This window comes from Paenibacillus sp. FSL H3-0333 (assembly GCF_038002805.1).
In the GTDB taxonomy this organism is placed as follows: domain Bacteria; phylum Bacillota; class Bacilli; order Paenibacillales; family Paenibacillaceae; genus Paenibacillus_AQ; species Paenibacillus_AQ silagei.
The window spans coordinates 4,066,978-4,082,009 of sequence record NZ_JBBODG010000001.1 but is presented as its reverse complement, the minus strand read 5'-3'; the positions used below and the strand labels follow the sequence as shown (position 1 = coordinate 4,082,009).

Genomic DNA, 15,032 nt, shown 5'->3' with positions numbered 1-15,032 from the left:
GAATGCTGTATCCCTTTTGTATAAATATAAGAAATTATATGTTTCACACGATAACTTATCCTTCTATTTCTCGCTGAAACGGGTGCCGTCCCTGTAAGGACGCCAAAGCCGTTTCCACTTGGCTTGCTTATGAAGTTACCGGTGAGTTGCTGGGACGGGCATTCCCCTGCTGGCTGTCATCCAGCGGCAGAATGACAGTAACCTGGGTACCCTTGCCCAGCTCACTGTCCATTTCCAGCTTGCCGTTATGAAGCTCCACAATCTGCTGGGAGATCGCCAGCCCGAGGCCCGTTCCCCCGTTAAGGGCATCGACCTGGAAGAAGCGGTCCCGTACTCTGGCGAGGTGCGCTTCACTAATGCCAATACCGCTGTCACGGACAGTGACAGCCATCTCGGTACCGGATAGACGCTCCGCCGACAGCACGATGCTCGAATCCTCCGGCGAGAATTTTACCGCATTATCCACCAGATTGAGGAAGACCTGCTTGAGGCGGTTGGCATCCCCCTTGATGAAGATCGTCTCCTCGCATTCCAGCAGCAGATGAATCCGTTTCTTCTCGGCCTTGGCCCAGATATTGAGCAGCGTCTCCTGCAGCAGAACCTTAATATCCACCTGCCCCATCGACAGCTTCATTTCGTTCTGCTGCAGCTTCGAGAAGTCGAGGATTTCTTCCACCAGCCCGATCAGCCGGTCACTCTCCCTGGAGATAATTCCGACCCCAAGCTTAGTCTCTTCAGGGTCGTAGCCCCCGGAGACCAGCGTCTCGCTCCAGCCCTTGATGCTGGTCAGCGGGGTCCGCAGCTCATGGGAGATCGAGGAGATGAAATCATCCTTAATCTGGTTGCTGCGGACAATCTCGTCCGCCATATAGTTGAGCGTTGAAGCGAGTTCGCCGATCTCGTACCGGTAATCGCCTTTGATCCGGGTCGTGAACTTGCCCTTCGCCATCTGCGCCGACACTGCCGTAATATTATTCAGCGGACGCACAATCGAATTAGCGAGACCGAAGCTGAGCAGCAGAACGATGGTGAGGACTGCTACACCGATGGCAATGGAGAGCAGGGTCAGATTAAGCAGATCTTTATTAACGCCTTCCATGGAAGTCAGATACCGCAGAATATAAGTATCGTGAGCATTAATACGCACCATCTTGGAGACCGCCATGACACTTTCATTAGTTCCGGCTTGCCGGCCTAGCCAGCGTCCTATACTGCCGCCCACCGCCTCCGGGACATCACTGGTGGTGATGGTCCGGTCCGGCTGAAACCCGGTTGTACTGGTAAGGATGTCCCCCTTAAGGGTCAGGACCTCCAGCTCGGTATACTCCAGATTAAAATAATCGAGTAACCCCTTCAACTGGTTCGCTGATGTGCCGTTCAAGTTCCCATATTTAACCATACTTTCAGCTGCACTAATCTGTGTAGTGATCTTGGTGTAGATGCTGTCGTAATAATAGGTGCGGATCGCCAGCAGAAAGGTTGTCTCAACCAGGAGAAGCGCTACAAAGACTACAAGAATATAGTGCAGTACGATCTGTCTGCGCATCCCCTTCTTGATCATTGTACCTGGCCTTTCCATTTATAGCCGTGTCCCCACACCGTCTGCAGGTACTCAGGCTCCGATGGATTGTTCTCGATTTTTTGGCGCAAGCGGCGGATATTGACGTCAACAATCTTAGGGTCCCCCATATATTCCTTGCCCCAGACATGATCCAGCAGGGAATCACGGCTGAGCGGCGTATTCTCCTTCTCCAGGAAGAACTGCACCAGCGAGAACTCTGTTGGGGTAAGCTCAATGGCTTCCCCGCTCCGCTTGAACTGCTTGGAGATCAGATCTAATGTGAACGGACCCGACTGGAACGATACCTTGGCCGACTGCTCGCGGTGAACATTGACCCGGCGCAGCAGCGACTGAATACGTGCGATCAGCTCGGTTGGACTGAACGGCTTGCTGACATGGTCATCTGCTCCCACCGACAGCGCATAGACCTTGTCCTGTTCCTGTACTTTGGCCGTCAAGAAAATAATTCCGAGCCGTTCATTGGTCTCCCGGATGCGTCTGCATACCTCAAAGCCGTCGATGCCGGGTACCATAACATCCAGCAGGGCGATATCAATGTCATGTATAGTAGTCAGCTTATGCAGCGCCTCATGGCCATCTGCCGCCTCCAGCACCTCAAAGCCGTTACGCTTCAGATTAATAACAATAAAACTGCGGATAGACTCTTCGTCCTCCAGTATTAGTACTTTACTCATTGATTCCCTTCCTTTCAATAGAGGATTGAATTCGCCCGTCCTCTCCCCCGATTGTATTTTGTTCCAGTCCTCCCCGGTACCCGATCATCTTATCCAGATCGCGTCCGAGCAGCTTCCAGCCGGTGTTCTTCACATTGTCCCATTCCGCAGGCGAGAAGAATGTTACTTCGGCAACCGTCTCTCCGGTATCCGTCAAAATGAATTTGAGCGATTTGTTCTGAACCGACTTCGTGTCCACGGTCACCCGCTCCTGCCATTCGGGGGCAAAGTTAATAGTGAACCGGTCCAGCGGATCATTATAGAGCTGGGTACTGAAGGTCAAGCCGTCTTTCCCGTCCCATTTGTAATAGGAATTGAAATACGGAATGGTCTCAGGATCGAAATACTCCCAGCCCTTGGGGGGAACCAGCATCCCTATCTCAATAATTCCGTCCGAATCAATATCCTCGCTGACTATTTTGCGGTCCTTGAAGGTGAGGTCATTTCCGGGAATAGCGACACGCAGCTTGTTATTCTCCATTACAACCACTGTTGTATACGCTGAGTGAGAATCCACGGCTGAATCCAGGACTATACCTTCTTTGTTCGCAGCTACTTTTCCTGAGACAATATTGTAATAACTATTGAAATAAGGGTCTAAGTCGTCCAGTTGATCCAGCACCTGGAAGCTGTCATTGTACTGGTAAGTAGCAATTGTTGCGAATTCATTACGCTTGAAATACACCACGGTAATATCCGCGATTCCATCCTCATTCAGATCATCGATGATGTATTTGGTGTACGGCTTCGTTAGAATCTCTTCCAGCACTCCCCCGGAATAGCTGTAGACGACCATGCCCTTCTCTTCCCCACGGGAATAGCCGGCAATAATGTTGAGCTTACCGTCACCAGTTACATCCTGAAGATCTACAGAATCAAGGATGTTACCAACACCATCGAACGTAAGCTTCTTGACCCAGGTATCCCCCTGCTTCTCCAGAATCATCCCGTGATTAACCACGGCTTCATTCTTCGTCTGGTAGAATACAAGCGTCTCCATCACGCCATCCTGGTCCAGGTCCTCTGTAAAAATAGAGCTGTTATCATCATTGGCAGGACGGATCAACGTGCCGTCCAGCGCCTTCAAAGAAGAGTTGATGGCTGCCATCAGCGAAGCCTTGTCCGCAGGCAGCTGGGGCACCCTCATCTGGGATACCGGATCGCTGATGAAGGTGCAGCCCGACAGGGCAAACAGCGACAGGGCGGCTGCGGCAATTCCTCCCAGTAGACGCATACGCATATTCAACTTCATTTACGCTCTCCTTACTGAACGTCTTGCCTTAATTCACAGATGCAGCCGCTCCTGTGAGGTTAGCCGGCGTCCTTTGACATCATGCTTAATTCTTCCGTCCTCCAGCACCCACAGACGGCTGGCATAACGCTCGGCCAGCTCGATCGGCAGCACCGTAAGCACGGTAAGGCCTGTCTCCTTGCACAGATTGCGGAGGGTCTCCAGCACATTCTCCGCAGTCTTGGGGTCAAGGCCCGTCACCGGCTCATCCGCCAGGATGACCTTGGCACCGTGGACCAATGCCCGGGCAATGGCTACACGCTGACGTTCACCGCCGCTGAGCTGGCCGGATTTCAGCTTGGCCTTGTCCAGCAGGCCAAGCAGATCAAGCTGGTCCATCGCCCCCATATAATCATCTGAACGGACCATGCCTGTAGCCATCCGCCACAGCGGCGTCTGGGAGGCCTGTCCAATCAGCACATTCTTCAGTGCAGTGCGGTTCGGATTCAGCTCCGCATTCTGCTCCAGATAAGCCCATTCCCGGCGGATTTTACGTTTGCCGGCGAAGGGGCTCTTCATAATATCCTGCCCATCTACCCTGAAATTCCCTCTGTCCCACTTCTCACGCAGGGCAAGGCAGCGCAGCAGTGTTGATTTCCCGCTGCCGCTGGCTCCCAGCAGCGCTACAAATTCTCCCGGTTCTAATTGAAATCCGATATCCTGAAGCACCGGTGTTTTATCTTCCCCGACCGCTTTGGCCAAATGTTCAACTGTAATCATAGGTCAGCCTCTCCTGTCTTCGACTCTACTCTATAGTGTACTCTGAAAGCGGGATCAAATTCCATGCGAGCATTCGTTCTTATTCTACCTCATATCGTCTTCCGTGGCGAGAACAATAACCCTGCCAGCCCAAATACAATATACAGGCCGCCCATTACGGCAAACACACTGCCGCCCCAGCCGAATTGCAGCAGCAGCCCGCCGATGCCCGGCCCCGCAATACTTCCCAGACTATAATGGAAGGAAGCGACTACATTGGCAGCGGGAAGCAGCTTGCGCGGCAGGATATCGGCGGCATAGCTTAATCCTAGCGAGAAAAAGGAGCCGACAAGCCCCCCGGCCACCATCAGTACCAGCAGGGTGAGCAAGACATGGTTGCCGGTAAGCGGCAGCAGCGTGAAGGCCAGGCCTCCTCCTGTCCCCGCAGCAATCAGGATGGCCTTACGGCCATAACGGTCGCTCCATATGCCGAGCGGCAGCTGGAGGAGCAGGCCTCCAATGCCTGCAAAGGGCAGCAAAGCGGCAATCTGGTCTGCACTGAATCCGGTGCGCAGCCCGTATACCGGGAAGCTGCTGTTCAGGCTGGCTTCCATATAGCCGTATAGCAGCGCCGGAATCAGCGCATACCAAGCAAGCCGGTAGCTCCGGCCGAATCTGCTCGCCTGGCCTTCGCTGTGATCCATAGCTTCCGGCCGCGAGTCAGGCAGCTTGAAGCCCACAATCAGCAGCACGATTACGAACAGCAGGGCTGTAATCAGGAACGGTGCGGGCTGCCCGAACCGCAGCAGGCTGATGCCCAGCGGTCCGAGGCTGAAGCCCAGTCCGTAGGACATCCCGTAAAGCGACAGGTTCCGTCCACGGTGCTCCGCCGGTGTCATGAGCAGCACCCAGAGCTGCGCGGCGTAATTCACCGCTGAATCGCCGATCCCGACCAGCACGCGGAGCACGAACCATACCTTCACGCCGGTAAGGAGCGGGAACAGCAGGAGTGATACCAGCACCAGCGCGAGACCCGCGGCGATTAGCTTCTTGAAGCCGATGGCGCCAAGTACCCTTTCTGCAATCAAGGTCATGGCAAATGAGCCTACATACAAGGCGGCCGCGTTAAGTCCGTTCAGCGAGGACGATACGCCTTCCTGCTCCAGCAGAATAGATAAGACCGGCAGCAGCATCCCCTGGCTCAGCCCTGCCAGAATAATCACGGCAATCAAAATCGAATAATTCATTCTACCGCTCTGTCCATGCGGCATCGGTGTAGAATCTGACACAAATAAATCCTCCTATGTAATTCATTGATGTGCGAACCTGATGTCCATGCAGGCAAACACCGAACATTATAGTAGACAACCCTCTTCAAAACAAGAGATAATATATAGAAGTGACTGATTTTCTGGAGGTGACCCGGCTTAAATGAAGTATGAACTGAGCATTGATGTTTCCCCCGTATACGAACTGCTGGACAGTTTCATGTTATATGTAACCAAGAAATGGACCTCCAATCTGGACATCGGCACCGACTGGATCCGGGATGTGGATGGCCGCTTCACCCCCGCACAGCTGGCTGCACTGAAGCAGGCCGCCGAATGGCCGTTCGAAGATTATGATGTACTCTACGCCTGGGCCTACAGCCGGGGCGAGGCTTCCAAGGTGCTGCAGTTCCTGGCTGAGCTGGAGAGCTCGTCTCTGGAGGATTGCCTCCGGCGGACCGAGCCGTTCTTCCATCAATTCACGGCCGAGGAATGCGCGCGGATCAAGAACGGATACACGCCTCTTTTGCGGATATGGTATGAGCATTATTTCCGCCATGTGGAGCATACGCTGCTGCCGCTGCTGATTGAAGACGCCTCTGAGAAAAAAATGCTGGAGAGCAAAATGGACATGGTCCCGTTGATCGAATATGCTTCCGGCGGAATTGTCATTGAGGACATTCCCGGGCTGAAGACGATTGTGCTGCTGCCTACCGTGCATAACCGGCCGATCAACACGTACTGCTTCTACAAGAACCTGATGCTGGTGCAATATCCGGTAGATGTCCCTTCAGACAATGAGGAGGAGCCTCCAACGGTGCTGCTTCGTTTAACACAGGCTCTCTCTGATCCTACCCGGCTGAGACTGCTGCGCTTCGTAGCGAACGAACCGAAGACACTGTGGGAGATGCAGTCCGAGCTGAGCCTGTCCCGGGAGATGCTGATGCATCACCTGCTCAGTCTAAGAGTCGCCGGGCTTCTGCGGGTCCATTTGCGCGGTGAAGGCACCGAACGCTACAGCATACGTCCTGACGGGGCCTCGGAGCTCCAGATGTTTCTGGAGTCCTACATCCGTATCTAACAGACCAACTTAGGAGTGAACCTCATGAAGTATTTGACCCAACAAGTGATCTTTGATCTCGACGATACCCTGGTGCATTGCAATAAGTATTTTGACCTTATCCTTGGACAATATTTCGAGCTGATGTCTGACTGGTTCAGCGATTACCAGCCTACCATCGGCGAACTGCGCAGCAAGCAGGTAGAGATCGATGTCGAGACCGTTAGCACAAGCGGCCTGGCCAGCGACAATTTCCCGAAATCGTTGATTGCCACCTACCGTTACTTCTGCAGCAAATATAACCGCAAGCCGGATGCCTTCGAGGAGCGGCAGCTGATGAAGCTGGGACTGAGTGTGTACGACCAGGAGGTGGAAGCTTATCCCGGCATGGTAGAGACGCTGGATACCCTCAAGCAGGACGGCCATTCCCTCTATCTCTATACCGGCGGCGACGACACCATCCAGCAGCGCAAAATCGCCCAAATGAAGCTGGACGCCTATTTCGATGACCGCATCTATATCCGCCAGCACAAAAATGTGGAGGCGCTTGAGAATATCCTGACTACCTATCCGTTCGACCGTAAAATCACCTGGATGATCGGCAACTCCCTGCGTACAGATGTACTGCCCGCGCTGACTGCCGGGATCAATAGCATCTATCTGAAGCAGCCGAATGAGTGGCTCTACAATCTGATTGAGCTGGAACGGGAGATGCAGCAGTCCGTCCTGACCATCTCTGCCATTCACGAGGTGCCTCCGGTGATCCGCACCGCTGCGCTGCGGGAGCATCACGGCTGATTGACTTGCACCATCAGAATCGGGCAATTGTTACAAATGGCATAGGCAGCCTGCCGCCGGTATGATTATACTATTTGAGTAGATTTTCACATCGAGCAGGAGGCTGGCCATGAATAACAAAGCTAACCGTTCCAGGAATACCCCGAATCACGGGCGTCTGCTCCCTATGCTGCTTGCAGTGATTGCCGTGCTGCTGATCGCTCTTCTTGCCTTCTTCCTTACACAGGGCAAATCGTCCGGCACTGAGGCGCTCGATAATCTCCCCAACTACACCGATGTGAAGGGCAAGATCGTGGTGGACGGGCTGAAATACGAGAAGCAGCCGCATCTGGGCAGCGAATCCGCCAAGGTGAAGGTGATTGAATTCGCCGATTTCAAATGCCCTGCCTGCAAAAATTGGACCGCCTCCTACCTGGATACGTTCATCAAAGACTACGTAGACAGCGGGAAAGTCCAGTTCTACTTCATGAACTTCGCCTTCATTGACCGGGACTCTTACCTGGCCGCCAGTGCGGGGGAAGCTATCTATCAGCAGAATAATGAGAAGTTCTGGGAGTATCTCCACAAGCTCTATGAGAGCCAGGGCGATGAGAGCAAGATCTGGGCAACCCAGAAGTTCATCCTTAAGTTCGTGAAGGACAATATTGCAGGGATCGACCAAGAGCGGTTCGAGCAGGATCTGAAGAACCATACGTATATGTACGATGTCAAAGAGGACTTCAAAATCGCCGGAGCCTACGGCGTCAACGGCACACCGAAATTCATGGTGAACGGCGTCCTGCTGCCGGATTCCTCCTATGAAGGCTTAAGTGCCGCCGTTGATGCGGCTTTGAATGAATCCCCGTAATCTTGCTTGCAGGTTAAACTCATCATCCTATAACAAAGCGCCCCGCCATGAAAATCTGGCCGGGGCGCTTTTGGTATTCAGGAATTATGATTCCACGGCCAGCTGGCCGGTATCCATATTCTGCAGCACCAGCTTGCCTTCAAGCGGCGCGCCGTCCTCACCGGTCAACTTCAGCTTCCCGGTTCGGCCCTTCTCAATCAAAGCCTTCACCTGGGTATCGGTGAGTGTACGCCCGTGATTCTCCTTCCAGATCACGAAGGCGCAGCCCTCCTTATAATGAGAGCAGCCGTAGCCCTTGCGGCCCATGAAGATCATGCCGCCGCAGCCGGGACGCGGGCAGCTGCCGATGACCTTCGGCCCGGTATCCCCGCTCTTCCCGGCCGCGGCAGACGCCGCGCTGCGCGGTTTGGCCGTTGCCGGCTTGCGACCGGCCGCCTTGGATTCGGCGGTCTTGTGCGGCGCAGCTGCGGAGCTGCGGCCCTTGCCGCCGCTGTTCAGCGAAGGTGTATCCCCTTCGAAGGAGGTCTTAGCGGCGCGCGACTGCACGCGCACCTTGTCCACAATCATCGAAGCGAACCGCTTGACGTTCTCCATGAATTGCCCGTCCGCTGCGGTGCCGCGGGCAATCTCATTCAGGCGGCGCTCCCACTGCCCGGTCATTTCCGGGGAGGTCAGCAGCTCCACGCCAGCGCCGCGGATCAGCTCCACCGCCGTCCGCCCCTTTTGGGTGATGGCGATCTTTTTCCCCTGCATCTCCACATAGCCGACATTCTTCAGCCGTTCAATCGTAGCGGCCCGGGTGGCCGGAGTACCCAGCCCCGAATCCTTCATGGCATCGCGCAGCTCTTCGTCCTCAATCTGCTTGCCTGCGCTCTCCATCGCCTTCAGCAAGGTCCCTTCCGTGTAATGCTTTGGCGGCTGGGTGTCCTTCTCCTTCACGATCGCATCGCTGCAGAGCACTTCACCGTCTGCGTTGACCGAGAACGGCTCGTTCACCTCAAGCTCCTCTTCCTCGTCTTCCTCCTTGCCTTTACCCTTGGCCGGTTTGGACTTGTCCTTCTTCTGGTCTGCGTAAATCACCTTCCAGCCGAGGCTGAGCAGTTCCTTGACCGTAGTCTTGAACTTCTCGGCTTCCACTTCGGTCATCACCGTATGCACCTTATATTCCGCAGCCGGGTAGAACTGGGAGAGGAAGCGGCGGACAATCAGATCGTACAGCTTAGCCTCGTCCGCACTCAGCCCGTTCGCCTTACGGTTCGTAGGCAGAATCGCATGGTGATCCTCGACCTTGGACGGATTACAAATAAACTTGTTACCTTTATGAACCAGGTTACGGTTCGCACCCTTCACCCAATCGTCGTATTGCGTACCCTGAAGGGCCGACAGCGTCTTGTGCATTTCAGGAATATTCTGCTCCGTGACATAGTTGGAGTTAGTACGCGGGTACGAGATTACTTTATGCTTCTCATACAGCGCCTGGGCGATATCCAGTGTTTTTTTGGCGGAGAAAGCATATTTCCCGTTCGCCTCACGCTGCAGCAGCGTCAGATCGTACAGCTTATTCGGATATTCCTTGGTCTCTTTGACCTCATAGAGAACAATCCGGGCGGGCTTGCCTTTGACCTTGGCTGCAAGCGCTTCTGCCTTCGCACCATCCGTTAACCGGTCGCCTTGCCACATTCCCTTATACGTCAGCTCATTCTGGGTGAAATGCCCTTCCACCTCAAAGAACTTCAGCGAGGAGAATGCTTCAATGGTCTTCTGACGGTCATAGATCAGCGCCAGCACAGGGGTCTGCACCCGGCCTACAGAGAGCAGTACATTATGCTTGGTGGTAAAAGCGCGCGAGCCGTTCATTCCGATCAGCCAGTCCGCCTCGCTGCGCGCCCGGGCCGCTTTGGTCAGATTCTCGTATTCCGATCCGTCCTTCAGCTCCTGGAAGCCCTTGCGGATCGTCTCCGGCGTCAGATCGGAGATCCACAGGCGCTTCACCGGCTGGTTCAGCTCCAGGTAGCGCTGGATCAGCGAGAAAATATGCTGGCCCTCACGCCCGGCATCGCAGGAGTTCACCAGCAGATCGCTGCGCTTCGCCAGCTCCCCGATCACCTTCAGCTGATCCATGGTACGTGCATTGGGCAGCAGCTTGAACTCCTCGGGGATGATCGGCAGATCATTAATGTTCCATTTTTTATATTTATTGTCGTAGGCTTCGGGCTCTGCCAGGCCAATCAGATGCCCAATCGCCCAGGTGATGATGTACTGCTCCCCTTCCAGATAGGAACGGTAGTTTTTGGCCTTCGGTTCTATTGCGGCGGCGATATTCCGCCCCATGTCCGGTTTCTCCGCAATAATGAGTGTCTTCAACAATAATCGCTCCTTACCCTCGGTTCATTACAAAAGTTGTCCAGTAGTCTATTATACCATTCCTGGACCCCAAAATCCGCTGCTCATTATTGAGGCCTGCTTACGCGCAGCACGGCCTCGCCAATATCAACTACTTCCTTGTTACCCGTTCTCCTGTCCATGTATTCAATTCTTTGCTCTGCGGCCAGCTTGCCGACCACCAGCGCAACCGGTATACCGATCAGTCCGGCATCCTTGAATTTGACCCCGGCCCGCTCATCGCGGTCGTCCAGCAGGGTATCGATGCCCAAGGCGGTCAGCCGTGCATACAGGGCTTCGGCCAGCTCCCGCTGCGCTGTATCTTTGACCGACATCAGAAGAATATGAACTGTATATGGAGCCAGACCCAGCGGCCAGATCAGCCCCTGGTCATCGTTGTTCTGCTCAGCCACTGCGGCCAGCAAGCGGGAGATTCCGATGCCGTAGCAGCCCATTACCATAGGCCGGGTGCGGCCGTCTGCATCCAGATAATCTGCCCCCAGCTTCTCACTGTAGACCGTGCCCAGCTTGAAGACATGCCCTACCTCGATGCCCTGCTGGAAATCCAGCTCCCCTTCGCCGCACTGCGGACAGCTGTCGCCGGTAACCGCATTACGGAAATCCCCCACCTGCGTCAGTGGAAAGTCCCGGCCGGGCACCACTCCACGCAGATGGTAATCCTCTTCCCCCGCGCCTGTGACTGCTTCTGTCATGGCTGCAACAGCAGCATCCACCAGGATAGGCACGGACAATCCGGCAGGACCGACATAACCGCTTCCGGTTCCGGCAGCCTCCTGCACATGCATGGCATCAGCCAGTATAATGTCACCGCAGCCGAGATACTTTTGCACCTTCAGCTCATTCACCTCATGATCTCCACGGACCAGCACGGCAAATGTGCCACCTTCGCCCGTATAGATTAATGTCTTGATGATATCCTGCGGTGTGAGCTGACTCTCCTGCTCCAGCTGCTGAATGGTCTTCTGGCCAGGCGTATGGAATCGCTCAGGGGCAGGGCGTCCGGCAAAATCTTGTCTATCCGGTTCGGCTCCGCTCCGCACTTCCGCCTGCTCCAGATTCGCAGCATATCCGCACAGGGAGCACACAGCTATCGTATCCTCACCTATATCTGACAGGGCCATGAATTCATGATTTTGGCCTTTGCCTCCAATCGCTCCGGCATTCGCCTGCACCGCCCGGTACTTCAGGCCGCAGCGGTCAAAGATCCGCTCATAAGCGCTGTACATCACCTGATAGGCCAGATCCAGGCCCTCCCAATCCGTATCAAACGAATAGGCATCCTTCATCAGGAATTCCCTGCCCCGCAGAAGCCCTGAGCGCGGACGACGTTCATCCCGGAACTTCGTCTGAATCTGATAGACAGTCACCGGCAGCCGCCGGTAAGAGCTGATCTCTGAGCGCATTAGCGCTGTAACCACTTCCTCATGGGTCGGACCCAGCACGAACTCACGGTCGTGACGGTCCCGGAGCTTCATCAGCTCTTTGCCGTACACCTCATAACGTTCCGATTCTCTCCAGAGCTCTGCCGGCTGCATCGAAGGCATGAGAACCTCCTGCGCACCGGCGGACTCCATCTCCTGGCGCACGATCTGCTCCATCCTGCGCAGCACCCGCCGTCCGAGCGGCAAATAGGTGTATACCCCGGCGGCCACCTGCCGGATATATCCGGCACGCAGCAGCAACTGGTGGCTCCTTGTCTCTGCTTCGGCAGGAGCTTCGCGCAGAGTGGTAACTAATAGATTGGTTTGACGCATACAGATCAGCCTCTTTCGTCGATAAGTGTGAACGGGTCCAGAACATTTCGCTGCCATAATGAGAACGCAAAAAAGACGCATCCGTCAGGGACGAATGCGCCGTGTTACCACCCTGTTTCAACCACAAAACTATCTAAGTTTGCGGTCCTCTAAACCGGATAACGGCCGGCTCCGGCAGACTTATGCCCATCTTCAGCATAAGCTGCAGCTTCCAAGGCAGGATTGGTGTCTTACGCACTCGGGGGATCTTTCAGCCGGTGAATCCCCTCTCTGTTCCGGCGTTTATGGATACCAGGTCCTTGGTCAACGCTGTTACGTTATAAATGTTGGTTCTTAATCTATACGATATTCGAGGCCGCGTCAAGCGGGCGATGAATAGATTGTGAATGCAATTAAATATTTTACACCAAATCCTTAAGATCTGAAAAGAATGTGTCGATAAACCGAATAGGAGTTGAGGTATTTAGAGAGAAACGGCTAGCTACCAGCCGATTTCCATGTACCAGAGGGGGAACCGTTCCAATGTTCAAGTCAGTCAACCGCTTCACCGGCAAGCTCAGATCGCGATCACTGCAAAGACAAATGATGATGCTTTTCACCATTATGCTGGTGATCCCGATCCTCTTGGTCAGTTATTTCTCCTATTCCAGTGCGAAACGGGAATTGGAGCTTAAAATGCAGAAAGCCACGCATTCCAGTGTAGATCTGGTCGCCGGGACCATCCAAGAATATGTATCCGCTGCTATGCGGAATGTAGATTTGCTCAGCCGCCAGATTGAGTCTTCCGGGCTCGATGTGAAGGCTCCCGCAACACGCACACTCATCGATCAGTTCATGAAGGCACATCCTGAGCTGGAGATTCTTACGGCGGGCAACGAACAAGGTGCCTGGATGAAGGCTCCGGACCCCGGCAAACAGGATTATGATCCGCGTACACGGGACTGGTATAAGGCGTCCATGCAGAATGCCGGTACCACTACAATCATTGATCCTTTTGTCTCCGCAACAACCGGCAATTATACGCTGTTCATCTCCCATTCGCTGGAGGATGGCAAAGGAGCTGTGACCACAAGCCTCAATCTCAAGGCAATGAGTGAAAGAATCCATACTACCCATCCGGGTGAAACCGGCTACTTCTACATTGTGGACCGTAATGATAAATTCGTCTCTTATCCCGGCAAAGCAGCAGGTGAGGATGTAGCAGATTATATAGTGAAAATGCTGGCAAACGACAGCGGGGACCTGCACTATACCAATCCGGACACGGAGATGGACATGCAGGGTTATTATACAACCGATCCGAACACCGGATTCAAAATTGTCGGCATTCTGCCTACCCAAGAATTCTCGGATGCCTCACAGCCCATTATCTATACCGGACTGATGGTTCTGGCCGTTGCCCTGATTGTCGCCTTAACCCTGATGTACCTGATTGTCCGCTCCATCACGAAGCCGATCCGCAGCCTGAACCGTTCTGCACAGCGGGTAAGCGAAGGCTATCTGAATGAGCAGATTCAGATGAACCGGGTGGATGAGATCGGTCAGCTGGCACAGAATTACAACCTGATGGTAGGCTCTCTGCGCGGCATCGTATCGGATATTTCGGACACCTCGGGACAACTCGCAGCCTCCAGCCAGCAATTGAATGCCACAACCGAAGAGAACTCCAGAGCCACCGCTTACGTGGCTGAACTGGTGCAGGACTCCTCCGAGGGTGCGCAGACACAGACCTCGGCCATGGCAGAGACCTCGCGCGCGATGGAGGAAATGTCTTCCGGTATTCAAAGGATCGCCGAAGCCGCCGCCTCCATCGTCGATTCTTCCGCAAGCACTGAAGCAGATGTGCGCAGCGGCAGCCGGAAGATGGAACAGGTCAGCCAGCAAATGGATGCCATCCGGACCTCTACCCACCACTCTTCGCAGCTGATCGGGCAATTAAACGGCTTGAACGATGAGGTGTCCGCGATGAGCAGTGCAATTTCGGCGATCGCCGTACAGACAAATCTCCTGTCGCTGAACGCCGGCATTGAAGCGGCCCGGGCCGGAGAGCAGGGCCGGGGCTTCGCCGTCGTGGCTGCTGAGGTGCGGAAGCTGGCCGATCAATCGAAGAATACCGCCGGAGATATTCAAGATACCCTCCAGCAGATGACCCGGTTGATCGACCAGACCTATGAATCGATCCGGCATACCGTTGCAGCTGATGTTGAGCTGGGTATTCAGGTTACCGCCGAAGCCAAGGAATCCTTCAACAGCATTGAACAGTCTACGGCCAAAATCAACAGCCAGCTGCATGACATCTCGGCTATTACCGAGCAGATGTCAGCGGGAGCGCAGGAGGTCGCCGCTTCCGTTCACGAGATCTCCGGCATCTCCCGTTCTACTTCTGACGCCTTCCAGAGTGTAACGGCAGCTACAGAGGAACAGCTCGCTTCCATGGAAGAGATCTCCGCCTCCTCTACGGAGCTGTCCAGGATGGCGGGCGATCTGCAGCTTAAGATTGAACGGTTCAAGCTGGAAGACTAGCCCCCGTAATCACGTGAGCGGTGAAGGCCATTCAATAATATAGCAGCATAATAAGAGCATAATAAAAAGCCGTCTCTCAGCAATGCTGAAGGAC

The 15,032-nt window shown here is 54.4% G+C and carries 11 protein-coding genes; 4 read left to right on the top strand and 7 right to left on the bottom strand.

Features of this window, described 5'->3' with window-relative positions; translation table 11 throughout:
- Window positions 1-127: 127 nt before the first annotated feature.
- The 5 genes from MHH78_RS18495 to MHH78_RS18475 all read right to left on the bottom strand — a co-directional run bounded on the left by MHH78_RS18495 (window position 128) and on the right by MHH78_RS18475 (window position 5,556).
- Window positions 128-1,561 carry a sensor histidine kinase gene (locus tag MHH78_RS18495; RefSeq protein WP_341170341.1) on the bottom strand — a complete coding sequence of 478 codons (1,434 nt, stop codon included), beginning with the start codon at window positions 1,559-1,561 and terminating at the stop codon, window positions 128-130.
- On the bottom strand, window positions 1,558-2,256 hold the full coding sequence (locus MHH78_RS18490) for a response regulator transcription factor (RefSeq protein ID WP_036695433.1): 699 nt from the start codon (window positions 2,254-2,256) through the stop codon (window positions 1,558-1,560). The genes MHH78_RS18495 and MHH78_RS18490 overlap by 4 nt, the downstream gene beginning before the upstream one ends.
- Window positions 2,249-3,547, bottom strand: coding sequence for a hypothetical protein (locus tag MHH78_RS18485; protein ID WP_341168355.1), 1,299 nt, complete (start codon window positions 3,545-3,547; stop codon window positions 2,249-2,251). The genes MHH78_RS18490 and MHH78_RS18485 overlap by 8 nt, the downstream gene beginning before the upstream one ends.
- A 33-nt stretch (window positions 3,548-3,580) precedes the next feature.
- Window positions 3,581-4,306, bottom strand: a complete 726-nt coding sequence (locus MHH78_RS18480) for a phosphonate ABC transporter ATP-binding protein (protein ID WP_036726471.1) — start codon at window positions 4,304-4,306, stop codon at window positions 3,581-3,583.
- Between the two features lie 89 nt (window positions 4,307-4,395).
- Window positions 4,396-5,556 carry an MFS transporter gene (locus tag MHH78_RS18475; RefSeq protein ID WP_341170340.1) on the bottom strand — a complete coding sequence of 387 codons (1,161 nt, stop codon included), beginning with the start codon at window positions 5,554-5,556 and terminating at the stop codon, window positions 4,396-4,398.
- A gap of 160 nt (window positions 5,557-5,716) precedes the next feature.
- On the opposite strand from MHH78_RS18475, the gene MHH78_RS18470 reads away from it, so the two are divergent.
- From MHH78_RS18470 to MHH78_RS18460, 3 genes are all read left to right on the top strand, one after another.
- The gene (locus tag MHH78_RS18470) at window positions 5,717-6,634 is read left to right on the top strand and encodes an ArsR/SmtB family transcription factor (protein ID WP_341168354.1); all 918 of its coding nucleotides are present in this window, start codon (window positions 5,717-5,719) and stop codon (window positions 6,632-6,634) included.
- Window positions 6,635-6,658: 24 nt separating this feature from the next.
- Window positions 6,659-7,411 (top strand): HAD family hydrolase, encoded by a 753-nt coding sequence (locus MHH78_RS18465; protein WP_209873691.1) that lies wholly within the window; start codon window positions 6,659-6,661, stop codon window positions 7,409-7,411.
- A gap of 109 nt (window positions 7,412-7,520) precedes the next feature.
- Window positions 7,521-8,258, top strand: coding sequence for a DsbA family protein (locus MHH78_RS18460; protein WP_341168353.1), 738 nt, complete (start codon window positions 7,521-7,523; stop codon window positions 8,256-8,258).
- An 84-nt stretch (window positions 8,259-8,342) separates the two neighbouring features.
- Here MHH78_RS18460 and MHH78_RS18455 read toward each other — a convergent pair whose 3' ends face one another.
- Entirely contained in the window at window positions 8,343-10,622 is a 2,280-nt protein-coding gene (locus MHH78_RS18455; RefSeq protein ID WP_341168352.1) for a type IA DNA topoisomerase, read from the bottom strand.
- An 86-nt stretch (window positions 10,623-10,708) separates the two neighbouring features.
- The gene (locus MHH78_RS18450) at window positions 10,709-12,415 is read right to left on the bottom strand and encodes a proline--tRNA ligase (protein WP_341168351.1); all 1,707 of its coding nucleotides are present in this window, start codon (window positions 12,413-12,415) and stop codon (window positions 10,709-10,711) included.
- A 522-nt stretch (window positions 12,416-12,937) separates the two neighbouring features.
- Between MHH78_RS18450 and MHH78_RS18445 the strand changes: the two genes are divergently transcribed.
- A complete protein-coding gene (locus MHH78_RS18445; protein WP_341168350.1) occupies window positions 12,938-14,938 on the top strand; it encodes a methyl-accepting chemotaxis protein in 2,001 nt (666 codons plus the stop codon).
- Window positions 14,939-15,032 lie beyond the last annotated feature (94 nt).